Origin of the sequence: Ignisphaera sp. (assembly GCA_038735125.1) — an archaeon.
Lineage (GTDB): Archaea > Thermoproteota > Thermoprotei_A > Sulfolobales > Ignisphaeraceae > Ignisphaera.
Genome location: JAVYNU010000001.1, coordinates 47,489 through 65,091, shown reverse-complemented (window position 1 = coordinate 65,091; position 17,603 = coordinate 47,489). Strand labels below are relative to the sequence as shown.

The window sequence follows — 17,603 nt, the reverse complement described above, 5'->3', positions numbered from 1 at the left end:
ATATATTATATTGGGATAGGATAACACGGGTAACGGGGATTTGTATGAGTGTAGAAGAGTATTTGAAGAAGCTAAGCGTTGAGGAGAAGATTTCTTTAATTGTGGGAGCAGGCTTTTCACGAATTGTATTCGGCGCTGCTGGAGAGACTAGAGCTATTGATCGCTTGGGTATACCATCTATTGTCCTAAGCGATGGCCCTGCCGGTGTAAGGATTCATCCTGTTAGGGTTGGGGTTGAAGAGACTTTCTATGCTACTGCATTTCCAAATGAAATCCTACTTTCATCCACATGGAATATAGAGGTCGTTGAAAGGGTGGGCAAGGCTATTGGGGAGGAAGCTAAGGAGTATGGTGTCGATGTAATGCTTGCGCCTGGCCTAAATATGCATAGAATTCCGTTGTGTGGCAGAAACTTTGAGTACTTTTCTGAGGATCCCCTACTAGCTGGAGAAATGGCTGCAGCCTATGTCAGAGGCGTTCAAGCAGTTGGTGTCGGCGCAACTCTGAAGCATTTTGTTGGAAATGATCAGGAAACTGGCAGAATGTATATAGATGTTATTGCTTCTGAAAGGACTCTGAGGGAGATATATCTAAGAGCTTTTGAAATAGCTATTGAGAAATCTAGGCCATGGGCCATAATGGCCGCTTACAATAAACTTAATGGAAAGTACTGTACACAAAATGAATGGCTCTTGACAAAGGTTCTCAGAGTGGATTGGGGATACAAAGGTCTTGTCATGACTGACTGGGGAGCTGGGGACAACCCTGTCGAGCAAATAAAGGCAGGCATAGATCTTATAATGCCAGGGGGAGACAAGATTGTTGAAGCTATTGTAGAAGCTTATAGAAGGGGGGAAATAAGCGAAGAAATCATAAATGCAAGAGCCTCCAAAGTTCTCGAGATAGTACTCAAAAGTCTGAAGTTCAAAGGCTATAAATACTCCAATAAACCCAATCTTGATGAACATGCGAAAATAGCTTATGAGGCAGCTGTAGAAGGCTTTGTTCTTCTCAAAAACAACGGTGCTTTGCCAATATCGCTAGATAAGAGGGTTGCGGTATTTGGTAAGGGCTCGTACCAAACTATTAGAGGTGGTCTAGGAAGTGGTTTCACACATCCACGTTATGTAGTGACTATAGTTGATGGGCTTAGGGAAAGAGGTGTGAAAATAGATGAAAAGCTAGACAAGATTTACAGAGGATTGTTGCTCCGTTTCTTCGAATTTGGTGAAATAACATCACTATTTAGACAATACAGAGAATCAGCATTGAAAACAGGCAATCATGGAGCTATACAATGGTTGCTATCAGACTTCGTAGATACTATGATAGAATATTTCAGAACCATGAACATACAAGAGAACTTCTTTGACGATGCAACATTAGATGATATTGCAAAGAACAATGACATTGCATTAATAACAATAACTAGAATCTCTAGCGAAGGCTTTGATAGATATCCTGCGAAGGGAGACTTCTATCTAAGAGACGATGAACACAATCTTATAGAGAGGGTTTCAAAGGCATTTCACAAGTGTGGTAAGAAAGTTGTTGTTGTGCTAAATATTCCAAGCCCAATTGAAATTGCCAGCTGGAGAGACTTGGTAGACGCAATACTGGTTATATGGATGCCTGGTCAAGAGGCTGGGAGAGCCGTTGCAGATGTACTACTAGGCAGAGTTTCCCCCAGTGGCAAGCTACCTTTGACGTGGCCGAAGGAGCTATATGAAAACCCTGCTATGAGGGCTTTTCCAGGTGAGCCTAGAGAGGATCCGAAGAGAGTGGTTTACGAGGAGGGGATATATGTAGGTTACAGATACTATGATACATTTGCTGTTGAGCCTGCATATGAGTTTGGCTATGGGCTGAGTTACACGAAATTCAAATATGAAGATATTAATGTGGAATTTGATGGCAATACGATAACTGTTAGTTTCAAGGTTAAGAATATTGGGGGTTGCCCAGGTAAGGAGGTTGTACAGGTATATGTACGCGCTCCCAGAGGCAGAATTGAGAAGCCATTTCAAGAGCTCAAGGGATTCCATAAAACGAGAGCTCTCAACCCTGGTGAGGAGGAATATGTGATGATAAAGATACCACTAAAATATTTAGCGAGTTTTGATGGCGGTAAATGGATCGTTGAGAGGGGGTTATACGAAATAAGGGTAGGCGCATCATCAAGAGATATAAGGCTTGTTAAGACAATAGAGATTGATAAAGACCTGTGTTATGCCACTAACTGGAGCCCCATACAGTGTAGCTAAATAGCCTGAATAAGCCTCCCCCTTAAGTCAAAGAATGTAGCCCCATTTATTTCCACAATGCCTTTTTTACCTAGATGCTCCACACCAACATCCAACACAACCGGCCTATAATTGAATAATCTTCCAATTGCTCTATTCCTTACCTTATCAACCTCTGTTATTACAACAGTAGCTCTAGAACCTATATAATCCATGTTTATATTCAGCGCTGTTTCCTCGTAAACCTTCTCTATATAGCTACTCCTACTCTTCTTAACAGGATCTGGTATTTGGGGCATTAGCGATGATTTTGTGAATGGTCTTGGGGAGTATCTTGCTATGTGGACTCTGTCTATGCCGTATTCGACAATAAGTTTCACGCTTTCCATAAACGCTTTTTCATCTTCTCCTGGGTGTCCAACTATAATGTCTGTTGCTATGTGCACACCCTCTATCTTTCTCCTAACCTCTGTAACAATGTTTATGAAGTCCTCAACACTGTACTTTCTATTCATAAGTTCTAGGACTCTGTTATCACCACTTTGCACAGGTATGTGAAGGTGTTTATATACATTGGGGCTCTTGAGAATGTCTATAACCCTATCCAAATAGTTTATCAAGTGCCTTGGGTTTAGCTGCCCAATTCTAATCATGTAGTCTCCTTCGATGGTCAGCAAAGATTCTAGAAGATCTGGCAAAGCGTATCTCCCATAAAGGTCATAGCCATAGACGCTGAGATCCTGTGCAGTAATCTCTATCTCTATAGCACCCCTCCTCAAAACATCCTTGAACACCTCAACAATCTTCTCTATGGGAACACTCCTCAGATGGGGTCTAGCAACCTTCACCACACAAAAAGAGCACTCATCCAAACAACCCTCTGCAACAGGTATAGTCGCAATAACTCCATCCACAATTCTAGGCAATACAACAAAGCTTTTGAACTCATCGAAAAGAACTTGGGGCTCTGAAGACTCGACAGCCTCGACAATTCTGTTAACACTTTGCGGAACTACTATAGAAGCAGATGGGATAATCCTCCTTACCTTAGCAGGCAACACCCTAGCCAAACAACCAGCAACAACAACCTTCTTATTAAGCTTCTTGAGATACTCCATCCTAGAGAACATCCTAGATTCTGTATCATATCTAACAACACACGTATTCAAGATAACCACATCAGCATCCTCAACACGGTCCACAACCTCATAGCCACTCTCCATCAAAATAGTCTTCATAATAGCGGAGTCAGCTCTATTCAACGCACATCCATAGGTCTCTATATAAATTCTCTTAACAGCCATACAAAACAAAACCCTCTAAACAACAACAGCCAGATATATATCCACGTCTACCTCATATAAAATCTAACTAAAGCTATAAAGATTTTCCACAAGACAACATTACAAAAAGCCACAGAAAGATAGCAATAAGACAGTGTATTCAATGTCTAGAATATGTCTTCAGACTAGTACGTGTATTAGTGGCACAATAAGTGCTGAGGCTTGAGATTATGTCACTTGCAAAATCTAAAAACATAGTTTTCATTTTTATAGCTCTCTTTGTGATAATCTCCATAATATTTTTCATAATATTTTTAGTTAATAATCCATTTGAGTCTCAGAATATCATCGATGTGTTGACAAGAACCTGTACTAAATACGTTAAGAATATCGAGGAGGTCTTGCTTTGGGATGGCAGAGTACTTATCTACAATTCTACTACCTATGCTGAGGGGCTGATTCGAAAGGAAATTGTATATTATATAGGCAAAGAATATGTTATTCCAGTGGCAAATGGATCCCATGTAATTGTCTATGTAGGTAGCGTTGGTAGTTATCCACTGTTTTCAAAAGGTAGCTTTATACACATCAATTACATTGCTATTTACTCTAGAGAGAATGTTGTAAAACCTCAGGTTATATATGAATATTTCTATGCAGAGGAATATCCTATTCCAACTGATAGACGTTTCTACTACCCAATTGCAGAAGAGAATCAGATGATATCTCTCATAGCTAGACTCCCAGCATTTCTACCACATTTCTGGATAGATGATCTTGTTAACAAGAAGACTATAGCCATATCAAATATAACCATGCCTTCGCCTCGAGGCATATCTAGGGAGTCTATTGAGATGAGCTTTATCAAGGAAATTAGCATTGGCAATAGAACCTTTTGGCTAGTTAAGTATGTGTTTCCTAGAGAGAGAAGCGAAGTTTATGTATGTGTTGATGCTGAGATGAGGCTTCCGATAACAAGAATGTTCGTTAGTGATGTAGGTCAGAAATCAATCGAATATCTAGTAGGCATTACATCTCTAGATCAGGTTCCAGAAGAGCTACTCTCAAAGCTGGAGAGGACTATATATGTAAACATATTAACGAATAGAAGTATAGAGTTACCGAAGCCCAGGGTCCCCATCTCCTCCCCGAATACTGATTACAGTGCTTGATAGTGTAAATGCTGGTTGTTGTTTCTCGTGGTTTTCAACACCCCATATTTTGTTATAAGCTCTTCTACTCGTAGATAGTTTTGAGGTGTGTTGATAGTATGCAAGGTGGCGATGAGGTAAAGATATTGTATGATTATGAGAAGCTTTTGGATATGGTGTATGAGAGGTTGCCTAAGAGGGTTGGTGGTAGGGCGTATGATATACCCTCTTTGGAGGTTGACTATGTTGGCGATCATACTGTTGTTAAGAATTTTGGTTTTGCCTGTGAGAGGATTAGGAGAGAGCCTAGGATTGTTATGAGGTTTTTGCTGAAGGAGCTTGCTATGCCGGGGTCTCTCAATCCTGACAATAGCTTGGTTATATATAAGAGGGTTTCTGCAAAATCTATTCAAGGTCTCTATACAAGGTTTTTGGAGAGCTATGTTAGGTGCTCTACATGTGGTAGCTACGATACTGAGCTTGTTAGAGAGGGGAAGGTGTGGTTTATCAGATGTCTTGCATGTGGAGCTATAACCTATGTTAAGCCTGTTTAGAGGAGTTTCTTATGAGTCTATACTTTATGAAGATCCATAGTGTAGGCGGGAAGAAGATTGTTGCTGTTTGTGATGAGGAGATCCTTGGCATGGTGTTTAGAGAAGGTGATGTGGTTCTAGATATTTCGCCTAGGTTCTACGGCGGTAAGAAGGCAGATCTAGAGGAGGTTATGAACGAGATCATGGATGCGGATATAGTTGTTTTGTCTGGTAAGAGAATAGTTGAAGAGCTTGATAGAAGAGGCGCTGTGATTAAAGACCACGCCTTGAGGGTAGGCGATCAGCTACATATACAGATAGTTAGAGAGGTTCTGGAGATTTGAAGAGATTTTGCGTTAAATGCGGTGTTGAGGAGTCTCCGACAACTCCTATAATAAATGGTCTCTGCCCAAGGTGCTACATAGAGGTTAGGGGGCTGGTCGAGAAAATAGATAGAATAGAGATTGGCTTTTGTCGCTCTTGTGGTGCAGTTGACATTCACGGCAGGTGGGTTAATGTTGGTAGCTATTCAGAGCTCTCAGATCTTGTAGAGGACTATATACTTGACATGCTCAAACCATCCCAAGACTTTCTACTAGATGATGTTAGAGTGGGTTTCAAGCCATATGAAGACTCTATGGCTATTATAACACTATTTGGGAAGCTTGGCAATGCCAGGATAGAGCATAAAATGGGCGTTAAAATGATTTGGCATCCAACCCTATGCCCGAACTGTAGGAGAATTGTTGGAGGAGGGCATAAGGCTGTTGTCCAGATAAGGTATGTTAATGAGGACGAAGAGGTAGAGAAATTTATAGATAGCATTAATAGCGAGTTTGGCAAGTTCATCAAAGACATTAAACCTGTTAAAAATGGTTATGACATCAGCTTAGTGGATGCTGGGATAGCCAAGAAAATTGCTGAAATGGCTCGAAGAAAGTGGTTTGGTGTAAGAGTTGTTGAAACCTTTGGAGATGTTAAAAGACTGACCAGCGGGGAGAAAACAGCTAGGCTCTACATATCAATCAGGATACTAAATTTCAAGCCAGGAGACTACATAGTTGTTGATGGAAAGCCCTACACCGTAGAGTCATTCGATGGTCTGTGGCTCAAGCTGAGGAGTCAGGAAGGCGATTTGACAGCTATTCACATAGATTATGTTGCGAGAAATTTCTCGAAATACAGAGCTGAAAAGTGAGAAGGGCTTAGATTTATAAGCTCTAGAGAATCCCAGAAATAGATTGTAAAGGTGGTGAGAAGCTATAGCAAAAGACAAGAAGGTTGAGAGTGTACCAAAGGATCTTACGTTGCCTACTGAAGGCCAGGTTCTATGCGTTGTTGAGGAGCTTGTGGGAGCAGATTTCCTGAAGGTTAGATGTGTCGATGGTGTTTCACGGGTTTGTAGAATACCTGGGAAATATAGGAGAAGGGTTTGGTTCTCTGGAGGAGATGTGGTACTTGTTCAGCCATGGGACTTTCAACAAAACAAAGGAGACATTGTATATAAGTACAGTAAGGATGAGGTCAGGAAACTGGTTGGCATGGGTCTAATAACAAAAGAGTTTATAGAGGGAGCAATCTGACACATACAGTGCTCAAAAAATTAGAACACATTGCCTTTACTTCAATATTTGTAGGATATGTTTCTCTAAACAGCAAAACGATTTGCCACTATATATACAGTTATGGCGATACATTCTATGGGTAAAGATATTGAGAAGAAGATTGATAGAGAGATCGGTAAGAGGATTAGAGAGCCTAGAATAAAGGATAGCGATCTATTTGAAACTGTTGAAGAGGTTTTCGATAGGTCAACAGTTCTAGCTATTCTAGAGCTGAGAAACAGGGGTTGCATAGACAAGTTAAAGGGGGTTGTATCATCAGGTAAAGAGGCTAGGGTTTACTGGGCAAAGGATAAGAATGGCAGGGATCTAGCTGTGAAGATATACCTAACCTCTTCAGCCGAGTTTAGGAAGAGTATATGGAAGTATATAAAGGGTGATCAAAGATTTGAGTGGATAACCTCTCTCCCAACACATAAACTCATGGCTATATGGGCTAGAAAAGAATTCACAAACCTGATGAAGATGTATAGAGCCGGTGTTTCCGTTCCACAGCCACTGTGTGTACATAGAAATGTGTTGGTCATGGAGTTTATAGGGGCTGAAGGTGCTAGAGCACCCCTACTTAAAGAGGCTGTCGAGCTTGGGGAGGTGAGCAACGATGAAGCTAAAAAAATCTTTACAGAAATTTTAAGAAACATCCATAGGATGTACTGGCTTGCAGGGCTTGTCCATGCTGACCTGAGTGAGTACAATATTATGATATACAATAATAAGGTTTATATAATTGATGTTAGTCAGGCTGTAGGTATATCACATCCAAATGCTCACATGTTTCTCTATAGAGACATCATAAACATTGTAAAGTTTTTTAGAGATGAACTTGGCTTGGAAACAGCATCGCCTGAGAAAATATACAATTATATAATATCCAATAAAACAATTAATGATGTAGAGGAGCACTTGGATGAGTGAATAGTGGAGCTTATTAAACTGTTAACACAAGTAAAAGCTGATCAGCTATAGACCAATCTCCAAACTGTGGGATGGAGGCCATGGAGACAGAGGATAAGAGTAGCATGGAGGGCAATGACAACAAGCCAAAGATTGGCGTGGTTCAAGGCTATCTCATACCAGGGGTTACAAGACTCTATGTGAGGATCCCGCTTGAAAGAATTGGTGTATTGATAGGCCGAAATGGCGAGATTCTGAAGAGGCTCATGGAGCAGACGAGGACTAGGATAAGCGTTGATGAGGTTAATGGAACCACTATAATAGAGCCTCAGTCCCCACAGACAAAGGTTCTAGACCTTATGAAGGCTAGGGACATTGTGCTTGCCATAGGCTATGGATTCTCACCTGAAAGAGCATTTAGGCTTCTCAACGAGGATCAGATACTTGTTGTAATAGATTTGAAGCAGTATGTGAAGCCAACTGAGAACCACTTGACGAGGGTGAAGGGGAGGCTGATAGGTGAAGAGGGTAAGGCGAGAAAGAATCTAGAGGAGATGACGGGAACAGACATATCCATATATGACGATTACGTTGCTATAATAGGCGACTACGAGAGTGTCAACATTGCTAGAGAGGCGGTTCTAATGCTCATAGAGGGAAGGCAGCACTCGACAGTATACAAATACGTAGACAAGGCGATGAGGCAAGTTAGAAGATCGAGAATGGTGACCCTATGGGAAAAAGAATATATACCAAAATAAATTTTCAGCTGTTTACCATGCTCAGCTCAGCATTGTTTTGAGTTTGTCTATCAACTGTTCAACATTATCCACATCTATTAAAGCCCTCAGGAAAGTATAGCCTATGCTTGTATCAAGCTCATAGAAAGGCTCTGTAGATGCTTTGGCCACCAATTCTAGAAAGCTTCTGTAAGCAGTAGCATATCTATCTACCTCGCTTGGCTCAAGTATCTTTGGAATCTCAATACTTAGCGATATTGTGAACCTACCCCCCTTCTCCACAATCTCTACCACAACATCATCTTTATGTATCCTCACACTTTCCTCAGCCTCAAATCTTATATTCATACATTTTAGCAGCTCTTTAACCTTCTCTATCCATTCAGAGTACCCACTTTGACTAATCTCCTCATAAATCATTTTCTCACACAAAAACCATCATCCTTTCCAAACAATTAAAAACTTATTTTTGGCCCTAACCACCATAGTGTTCACCGCCTAGCACTGCTCCTAGCTATTTCTGAATACCTTTATAGCATTATCCCTCCACAAAGCCTGGAATACAATGTACTTCGAAGATGAAGGCTTGACCAAGGTAACCACATCAATTAAATCCCCAAACCGCAGAAATTCTGAATTTCATTAGAGTATTACCACAAAACTAAGCCATGCAACTAGACACTATAGTATGTATTTGAAGTGTTTTGGAGCATATTCTTTGGCTCGAAAAATGCCCTGGAAAAGTGTCGTAATAGGTGTTGTCTATTCTATGGAGACAAGTGTTTAGATTGTTTGAGCTCAGCTATATGTGCATGTTCAGGAAGGTTGTTGCGGTGGGTAAGAGAATAGAGTTCGATAGATCAAGAGATATATGGCTGTTCATGAAGAGCCTGAGTCACATTTAAAGAGAGAACTGCTGATGGAGGAGCTTTATCTTCCATGTGAAGCAAAGCTATTATAGTAACAATGCAAAACCGTTTCAGTATGTAGCTTAGTTGAGTTTTAGGTATTTTCATAAACTTTCTTTTTAATGATGCTAGCAATCTCTTCAAAGCATTTATATAGATCTTCTTCCGTTAGTATAGCAGGTTTTTCTCCTCTTCTCCAAATATACACATTGTATCTATATTTCTTGCCAGCCTCCTCTAGATGGAATTTCATGATAACATCTGAAAGCATTGCATTAACATTATATACCTCATCATTTACTGAAGCACCGATCCTCACAACAAGTTTATTTATTTTCTTTAAATAGTTGAGTTGGTTATATAAGCCCCCAATATACTCTCTCCTGTGTTTTGACGCGACAACCTCTGTTCCGTGGAAAGCAACTATATCTGCATCGGATGGAATCATGTAGAGCTCTTTTATTGCAAGCTCTTCGATGCTGTATGCAAATGGATTTATACTATTTATTAGAATGTGTTTGTCTATAATTTTGGTAGCAACACTTTCATCTAATCCTAATTGCTTTAAACCTCTACGTATGAGGTCTTTTGTTGTATCTGGTGGGTATAGATAGGAGATTACATGTATTTTTAAATTGTTTATAACAGCTATGCATAGCAGTATTGGAACGTATAAAATTGGTCTTGCATCTGGCGGATAAGAGATGTACATTACCATGCCTTTGTGTAAATGTCCAACAACACTCTTTAGCGACGAGCAAACAACATCTATTTCGGGCCCTTCTCTAGGAATCTCCTCTAGAATTGGTGGAACATATAGCTCTATTCCCTTGTTCTCAACAATTGAAAAAGGTATTTCAGCTATTGAGATTGGGGAGCCACGCGCTTTTCTAATCTCAATTTTTCTTGTGAGCAAGCTCTCATCTATTCTATGCTTTAAAATGAGTATTGCATCAGCTACAAACTCTATCGACCCAAGCTCGAGATGCTCTTTTTCAAATGGCAACTCTGCAATTAGTATCAGCAAGCCATTCAATGTTTTTGGTATTTGGTAGAAGTAGTTGTATAGCCAAGCCCTCTTCGCATGGCTACCTTCAACTGCTTGTAGAAGTGGATTTATAGAGTCTATGACGACAACCTTGAAGTCCTCAGTTGAGATTATAGAACTAATCTCATTTACAATACTTTCGATATCTGATGCTATCGGAAAGTTGGTGTGTTTTATGAAACCCTTTTTCTCAAGCTCGTAGAAATCCATTCCAAGGCTCTTCATAATCTCGAAGAACTTCTCCCTACTCTCTTGCTGAGATATATACAAGCATTTCCTACCCCTCAAAGCATTTGCATAGCAGATAGTAGCAGCAAGAGTTGTTTTACCAGCTCCGGGATGCCCAGCCACAACAATCATTGATGGAAACTTTAATGAGCTTCCCAAAAGCTTGTCCAAGTCTTTAATGCCAAAGGTAAATGCCTCACTATGCATAACCACATAACCTCCAAAACTAGGCTAAGTGCATTCTGCACACCACTCTTTATAAACATTATAGTCGGCTGTAAATACCTGTTTATAACACATTTTAAGATAGGTCAATTCATGTTATGCTGTTAAGCTATTGCAGAAAACAACAGGGTATTATTACCTAAAATCATCTCGAAGACTTTGCCAGAAGATTCTTAAAGACTTTGCCAAGCTCTTCAGGATTCTCAAACAGAAGCTGTGCAAGCTTCTGAGGTTTTTCTCCAACCCCTAGAAGCTCTGCGATAGTCTCCATAATCTTTTCGGCAACCCCCTCCACAACTCGCCATTCTACAGACACCTCTAGAAGCACCTTCCTAGCAGTTGCAGGCTCTTCTAAAAGCGTCTTTAAAAAGTCTTTCCCAGAGAGCTTCGTGCACAAGAAGTCTAGATAGCTGTAAATACCCGGGTAGACCTTCACAACCCTATTTCTAACAACCTCCCTAAAGCTATAGGGCTTCACATGCTTTTGAAGCTTGATCTTCTTAGCTAAAGCATTAAACAGTTTCTGGTCTAGATACAGAACCCCCGAATCCCAATCGACGAAAGCAATCCTAGAGAAAGCATCTATAACAGCAGGCTTAGAAGCCTTCAAAAGATCTAGAGAATCCTTCAAAAACCCCTTTCTAACGCCCCTCGCTATCAAAAGCGATAGATAGAGTATAACAGCTGCCACAACACTCTTCCTCCTACCACTAAACCAAGTAGGGAAAACCTCAGCAACACCCTCCAAAACAGCGCCACAAACACCAGAAATAGCATACCTAGAGCAAACAGGCTCTAACTCACCCTTAACACCAGCCAACACATCAGCAAGCCAAACAGCATCGCTCAAAACAAACACACCTAGGCAATGACTAACACTACTGGGGTTAAGCTATATAAGCCAAGAAAGCTTAAAAGCGTTTGCCTACTCAAAGTCGTCATGGTTAGCAAAGCCTCTATGTTTATACATACCGTATATAGTTATATAGGAAAGATTTATAAAGTCTGACTGTATATAAAGACTAATGAAGAAAAGGTGAAGCATATGAACAAACCTGTTACTAGCAACAACAATACTATTGGCAGCGGCATTCATAGCGGCCAGCGTCTTCGCCTACTACCCACTACAGCTAACAGTACAACCAGTATCACCACCACTAGTCTTTGCAGCCGGCACCAATGCTAATCAGCCAGACCTAGGAGCAAACACCATCTCTGTTACTGTTGAACAAAACAGCACAAGTGCCACCATAACAATCCACCCAACATACCACACAACATATTATAAGGATGTCATTAGAATATCGAACACCGATACCAGGGTATACAACGTCTGGCTTGTTCTAGACCAAGTGACAAATACCTTGCCCACAGGCCCTAAGTGTATCTAATTGTCAACGCAACCAGAAACTTAATACCAGGGGGTGCGGAACTGAAAACAGCAAATATTAGTTCAGTTGATTTATTGTCACAGAGCACAGACACCCCAATACTGCTTGGCACGCTTGGAGGCGGCAAACACTGGGAAATCGACTTCTTGGTCTACATACCGGAGGGCACCAAGATAACAGGTACTTCAGCTACCTTCAGCATGCACATAGTCTACACACCATCTGATGAGACGCCGCCATAGAGCAGGTGGTCGATGTGAACCCTATAAAAACAAAAGGTTTTTTTATAGAAAGGTTATCCCTACCCTCTCCCACATATCCAATGCCATTATAGTTATCTTCTTTGCCCTGTTTCTATTCGCCTTCTTGTCTAGGGCAAACATTCTGAACCTGTTTGGGAGCTTCATAGTCTATTCTGGTAGTATGGAGCCCTCTATACACAGGTGGGACTTGGTTGTCTCTGTCCGAGGAAGCTTCTCCAAAGGCGATGTCGTTGTCTACTGCATCAACCCAAGCTTCTGCGTTGTCCACAGGGTAATAGGCTTCTGCCCCGAGAGCAGGTGTGTTATAACCAAGGGCGATGCCAACCCTGCTGCAGACCCGCCTGTCTCCCCCAACCAGGTTAGGGGCGTTGTTGTTGCCACCATCCCACGCCTTGTCTGGTTGCCGCTGTTCCTGTTCTCAACAGGCTTTGCAGTAGCATCTATAGCTAGGACAAGGGTTGTTGGGATCAGCTCTGCCCTGACCTACGCAACGATAATACTGTTTATAATGCTTGTCTACGGACTTGCCCAGCCAGCCCCAAGCTACACAAGGCTCTATCCGCCAGCCCTATACCTGTCTAGCGCAGACTTCGACTCCAAGAGCTGTACCGTAGCCATTAAGTACACAGGAGACTTCGCTATATCAGATGCGTCTATGTATGTAGACGGCGTTTTGGTGCAGACAGTATACAACTCAACCCATGTGATAGGCTATCCACCTCCAAAAATGGTTGAAGAGGTTTTTGAGGGAAGTGGCAACCTGAACGCATCTGTTATAGCAACGCTAAATAACGTTGGCAGGCTCTACGGAAGCTACAGAATCAGGGTATACGGCGACAGCCCAATTCTTAGAGCTGTAAACGGCTCTCTAGCAATATACAACCCAAACTGCTTTCCGATGAAATTCAACATATCCTTCCAGTATGCCTATGGGGTTGGCGGGAACTGGAGATATGCAAACACATCTGCTGTTGTAAACAGCTTTGAGACAGTCTATGTAGAGCCCCCAGAGGGCAGCAGGTTTGTCTATGCCCGTGTAGAGTATCTTGTGTGGGGTGAGAGGAGGTGGCAAGTGCTGACAGTGAGATACGGATAGACCTAGACGCTGTTCTGGGGAGGTTCGTCTCCAAAAGGATGAGAGCAGTCATAGCCTTGGCTGGGCTTGCAAACGCATTAACCGCTATACTGTATCTAGTGGCTCTTCTCTACCCGCAGATGTTTGTCGAGGGCTTTGTAAGGGGCTACATATCGCTCACAGGCTACTCAATGACCAATACCCTCAATGGGAACGGCATCTACATGCCGAATATAGACGCTGTCAAAACAGTTTCCCTAGCAACAGTGGTGTACGCATTTGCGCTTCTGGCAATGTCGGCAGCATCCACAGCACTAGTATATAAGAGGAGGTATGTGACAGCATCTGCACTAGCCTACGGAGTCTCCCTATCACTCGAAATAGTGTCCGGCGTCCTAAGATATCTCACACAAGCGTTCTCAGCAGACGCATCAACAATACTCACAATAGCCAGAAACGGCAACACCATAAGGCTCGCAACAACGGCTGGAATCATAGAGTATCCGGGGATAGAGACACTGAAAACAGTGGCGTATAGAATGGTCTTCGAAACACCATACACACTGCTAATACCCCTAACAGTAGCCGTAGCACTATCGCTAGCCGCAATAGTCTGGACAATATACCTGTATGGAAAATATGTTGAGCCAGCGACAGCAGTAGAGAAAAGGGTGTGGACTAAGATAAAGAGTGTAAAGAAGCTGCTCACAACACAGACACCAATAGCAGTAGCTCTGATACTGATTTTAGCAGTTGCATCTGCAGGCACATTCGTCTACAGCCCAATGCAACTATCCACAGCGACTGTGACACCGCCTATAAAATTCCAGCAGCCCCCAGCAACATACTGCATAGCGCTGACGAGAATAGGTAGAGGGGCGATATATTATACAGACTTCGAGGCTCTGCCCAGCAACTGGGCAATAATCAACGGCTCTCTCGGAGCAAGGGGGTTCATAGGGCCCGGGGGATACTGGGGGCTTGTAAACTACGGTTATAAAGGGAGGGGCTTAAGGGGGTTCCCCCTGCTGTGGCAGGTGAGAGAGCAAAAAACGTACTCGAACTCTAACTGGAACCCTGATGTTAGGTTCATCCCCCAGGCTACTAACGCTATCAGGATTGATAGCTACACGGCTGGAACTTCGTCACTTGGAGATGGTTATTTAATGATGATTATGCCTATTGAATTAATTAATGAAACGGTAATTAGAAACAGATTCAATGTATACTACACGTTTTCTAATAGAATAGTTGGTTTCATAGGTATAGTGAATAAACCTATTGACAGAAGAAATGATACTTACTTCGCCACATACAATGACTGGGCACCACCGTGGCAGAAATACAATGAAATCTACTACAGGCTATACACGGTGTACATGCCAACATCTGGCACAAGATCTTTCGATATCACTAATACAACAGTCCTGCAAGGCTATGGTCCTTACGTGACTTTCTCCTACGTACTAACTGATTACTGGACTAGACAGTCTCTGTACTTCGATGTATTCTACGTACTCCTCAGAACAACCGATAACCAGGTCATATCGAACTTCACCTTCCCTTACAACACTTACACTATCATCATGGAGAGAAGCGGTACGTATAATGATTACGGGTATCTAAAGTTCGGCTTCCCAGGTTTCACAGCACTCTACCTGAATGAAGATCTGAGCTCCTATAACAGCTTGTGGCTCTCCACGAAGATTAACAATAGGAATGGGATTGGCTGGGGCTCGATTCTCTTGATAGATTCGAGCAAGAGCAGATTCTATGCGATAGTAGTAAACACGAGTGGCTACCTCACCGCTCTGAGAAACTCTGGGGCTTCGTGGGTTACTATCAGTAGCTCGCAGATTAGAGGCTACGCAAACAATGCCTGGTACGCCCTCTACATCAACTACACTAGAAGCGGGGGAGTCAATTACGTAACTGCGTATTTATACGATGCCAGCGGAAACCTAGTCTCTCAACTGCGCTTCTCAGACTCTACTTTTCAGCCCATCTACGTTGGTCTAGGGAGCTACGCGTCTAACCTGCTGTACGTAGACGTCATCTACGACGACTTCATAGTTTCTACATCAGACCCCAGGACTATAGCCATTCAGAATGTTCCTGTGGGCTATAGTGTTGGGTTGTGGGATAACCTTGGAAACCTAGTGGGTTCTGTCACATCTGCTAGTGGCACTGTTACATTCAATGTTGTCACAGACGCTGTGGTTGGCACCGGCACCGATGGTAGGATTGTAGTGAGGTTTCCCGATGGAACGCCATGCCTCGTCTACACCTCTGGAGATGCTATACTTGGCGGCGACACATACAGCTTGTTGACAGGCACTCTCTCATGGTCTCCGGGAGCAAACTACACCAGCGTAGCTGTCTCAGCAACAATATCGAGCTCTTCAGCAAGTATAACAGGCTTTATAGTCTCGTCCATATACAACAGCGACTCCAAGCCATACTACGCCAGGCTTCTGCTATCTAGCTACACCGGCTCTGCATATCTAACAGCAAACATCACGATACGCAACTCGACCTACACCAGCCAGCCAATCAGAATTGTTGGCGGGGCTCCAACAACAGCATCAACTGACTGGGTGAGGATAGCCCCAAGCACAAGAGGCAACATCAGCTTCTCAGGATACTTCACAGCAGCTGGACAGTCTGGAACTGTGTACATGCTTCTACAGTACTGCACACAGCCAGGCGGAGAAGGGGTCTGCGTCTACCACCCCATAAAAATAACTGTGTCTTCATAGAAATTGCTAAAGTGGTTGCCCGTGCCCATTTGGCTACGGACATAGAGTTATCTCATCTGCTTCCCCCAGCTCACCTACAGCTCCACAGCTTGTGAGCCAAAGCTATCGGCTCCAACATCTCTTATATAGGTGCTACTGATATATGGGTACTTAGATGGTTTTTTATGGCCCATAGGTATCATAGTCTCACAGCCAAAGATATTGCCAAACAGCTGCAGTAGCTAAAGAATTCTAGATTCTGTTATCAAGTCAACAATTTGTAGTTAGATTAGCAAAGTTTTGGTTTGTTTCTCTTCATAGCATTTTCTTATGTGTTGTACTGTTTTTCAGGGTTGTATAGTTTTTATATAGTGTTTTACGTATAGTTGTTTGTTGTGTGGTGGTTTTATGCCTATTCAGGTTGCGAAGCTCTATTTTGGTACTGCTGGTATACCCAATTCGACTCCTAGGAAGTCTACGCCTAATGGTGTTAGGAGGGTTTGGGAGCTTGGCTTAGACGCTATGGAGATAGAGTTTGTTAGGGGTGTTAGAATGGGTGATGAAATGGCTGCTGAGGTTAGGGAGCTCGCCTCTAGCCTTGGGGTTCTTCTAACTGTTCATGCACCATACTACATAAATCTAAACTCTAGTGAGGCTCAAAAGGTTGAGGCGAGTATAAACAGGGTTTTGGAGAGTGCTAGAGTGGGTTTCAAGGCTGGTGCATGGAGTGTTGTATTCCATAGTGGCTACTATGGTTCGTCGCCAAGCGAAGAAGCCTATAGAAATGTTAGAGAGGCTCTGAAAAGAATTGTTAAGACCCTTAGAGACGAGGGTATAGATATTTGGCTAAGACCAGAGCTAATGGGGGGTGTAGCAGAGATAGGGTCTCTAGAAGAGGTTGTGAGGCTAGCCGAAGAAATTGGAGACCTGGTGCTACCCTGCATAGACTTTGCGCACTTGCATGCAAGAACAAATGGGAGATACAACACATACGAGGAATTCAAAGAGGTTCTAAACACAATCGAGCAGAGACTTGGGAAAGAGGCCCTCCAAAACATGCATATACACATAAGTGGAATAGAATACGGGGAAAAGGGAGAGATAAAACATCTAAACCTAAGAGAATCAGACTTCAACTACCAAGACCTTGCAAAAACATTAAAGGAATACAATGTTAGAGGAGTTGTAATAAGTGAATCACCAAACCTAGAAGAAGATGCAACACTCTTCAAACAAGCCTATGAAAAAATAAAAACCTAGA

17 protein-coding genes are annotated in these 17,603 nt (G+C 42.4%); 13 read left to right on the top strand and 4 right to left on the bottom strand.

Annotated features, from left to right (window positions below):
• Nucleotides 1-44: 44 nt before the first annotated feature.
• Nucleotides 45-2,264 carry a beta-glucosidase gene (locus tag QW284_00365; protein ID MEM0338132.1) on the top strand — a complete coding sequence of 740 codons (2,220 nt, stop codon included), beginning with the start codon at nucleotides 45-47 and terminating at the stop codon, nucleotides 2,262-2,264.
• Here QW284_00365 and QW284_00360 read toward each other — a convergent pair.
• Nucleotides 2,261-3,547 carry a tRNA (N(6)-L-threonylcarbamoyladenosine(37)-C(2))-methylthiotransferase gene (locus QW284_00360; GenBank protein ID MEM0338131.1) on the bottom strand — a complete coding sequence of 429 codons (1,287 nt, stop codon included), beginning with the start codon at nucleotides 3,545-3,547 and terminating at the stop codon, nucleotides 2,261-2,263. The two genes, QW284_00365 and QW284_00360, sit on opposite strands and share 4 nt — an antisense overlap.
• A gap of 209 nt (nucleotides 3,548-3,756) precedes the next feature.
• On the opposite strand from QW284_00360, the gene QW284_00355 reads away from it, so the two are divergent.
• The 7 genes from QW284_00355 to QW284_00325 all read left to right on the top strand — a co-directional run bounded on the left by QW284_00355 (nucleotide 3,757) and on the right by QW284_00325 (nucleotide 8,487).
• A complete protein-coding gene (locus tag QW284_00355) occupies nucleotides 3,757-4,698 on the top strand; it encodes a hypothetical protein (protein ID MEM0338130.1) in 942 nt (313 codons plus the stop codon).
• Between the two features lie 98 nt (nucleotides 4,699-4,796).
• Entirely contained in the window at nucleotides 4,797-5,231 is a 435-nt protein-coding gene (locus QW284_00350) for a translation initiation factor IF-2 subunit beta (protein MEM0338129.1), read from the top strand.
• Nucleotides 5,232-5,242: 11 nt separating this feature from the next.
• Nucleotides 5,243-5,554: a DUF424 family protein gene (locus QW284_00345; GenBank protein ID MEM0338128.1), complete on the top strand. Its 312-nt coding sequence runs from the start codon at nucleotides 5,243-5,245 to the stop codon at nucleotides 5,552-5,554.
• Nucleotides 5,551-6,408, top strand: a complete 858-nt coding sequence (locus QW284_00340; GenBank protein ID MEM0338127.1) for an NMD3-related protein — start codon at nucleotides 5,551-5,553, stop codon at nucleotides 6,406-6,408. The genes QW284_00345 and QW284_00340 overlap by 4 nt, the downstream gene beginning before the upstream one ends.
• Nucleotides 6,409-6,472: 64 nt before the next feature.
• A complete protein-coding gene (locus QW284_00335; protein ID MEM0338126.1) occupies nucleotides 6,473-6,793 on the top strand; it encodes a translation initiation factor aIF-1A in 321 nt (106 codons plus the stop codon).
• Between the two features lie 117 nt (nucleotides 6,794-6,910).
• Nucleotides 6,911-7,747, top strand: a complete 837-nt coding sequence (locus QW284_00330; protein ID MEM0338125.1) for a serine protein kinase RIO — start codon at nucleotides 6,911-6,913, stop codon at nucleotides 7,745-7,747.
• A 104-nt stretch (nucleotides 7,748-7,851) separates the two neighbouring features.
• Nucleotides 7,852-8,487 (top strand): KH domain-containing protein, encoded by a 636-nt coding sequence (locus tag QW284_00325; GenBank protein MEM0338124.1) that lies wholly within the window; start codon nucleotides 7,852-7,854, stop codon nucleotides 8,485-8,487.
• Nucleotides 8,488-8,508: 21 nt separating this feature from the next.
• On the opposite strand, the gene QW284_00320 is transcribed toward QW284_00325, so the two are convergent.
• From QW284_00320 to QW284_00310, 3 genes are all read right to left on the bottom strand, one after another.
• Entirely contained in the window at nucleotides 8,509-8,886 is a 378-nt protein-coding gene (locus tag QW284_00320; GenBank protein MEM0338123.1) for a hypothetical protein, read from the bottom strand.
• 582 nt (nucleotides 8,887-9,468) lie between these two features.
• The gene (locus tag QW284_00315; protein MEM0338122.1) at nucleotides 9,469-10,857 is read right to left on the bottom strand and encodes an ATPase domain-containing protein; all 1,389 of its coding nucleotides are present in this window, start codon (nucleotides 10,855-10,857) and stop codon (nucleotides 9,469-9,471) included.
• Nucleotides 10,858-11,020: 163 nt separating this feature from the next.
• Nucleotides 11,021-11,725 (bottom strand): hypothetical protein, encoded by a 705-nt coding sequence (locus QW284_00310; protein ID MEM0338121.1) that lies wholly within the window; start codon nucleotides 11,723-11,725, stop codon nucleotides 11,021-11,023.
• A 229-nt stretch (nucleotides 11,726-11,954) separates the two neighbouring features.
• Here QW284_00310 and QW284_00305 point away from each other — a divergent pair, with 229 nt between their 5' ends.
• The 5 genes from QW284_00305 to QW284_00285 all read left to right on the top strand — a co-directional run bounded on the left by QW284_00305 (nucleotide 11,955) and on the right by QW284_00285 (nucleotide 17,602).
• Entirely contained in the window at nucleotides 11,955-12,266 is a 312-nt protein-coding gene (locus QW284_00305) for a hypothetical protein (GenBank protein MEM0338120.1), read from the top strand.
• Nucleotides 12,267-12,340: 74 nt separating this feature from the next.
• Entirely contained in the window at nucleotides 12,341-12,508 is a 168-nt protein-coding gene (locus QW284_00300) for a hypothetical protein (GenBank protein MEM0338119.1), read from the top strand.
• Nucleotides 12,492-13,625, top strand: a complete 1,134-nt coding sequence (locus QW284_00295; GenBank protein MEM0338118.1) for a signal peptidase I — start codon at nucleotides 12,492-12,494, stop codon at nucleotides 13,623-13,625. The genes QW284_00300 and QW284_00295 overlap by 17 nt, the downstream gene beginning before the upstream one ends.
• A complete protein-coding gene (locus QW284_00290; protein ID MEM0338117.1) occupies nucleotides 13,595-16,363 on the top strand; it encodes a hypothetical protein in 2,769 nt (922 codons plus the stop codon). Before QW284_00295 ends, QW284_00290 begins: the two co-directional genes overlap by 31 nt.
• Nucleotides 16,364-16,750: 387 nt before the next feature.
• Nucleotides 16,751-17,602: a TIM barrel protein gene (locus QW284_00285; protein MEM0338116.1), complete on the top strand. Its 852-nt coding sequence runs from the start codon at nucleotides 16,751-16,753 to the stop codon at nucleotides 17,600-17,602.
• The last annotated feature ends 1 nt before the right edge of the window (nucleotide 17,603 follow it).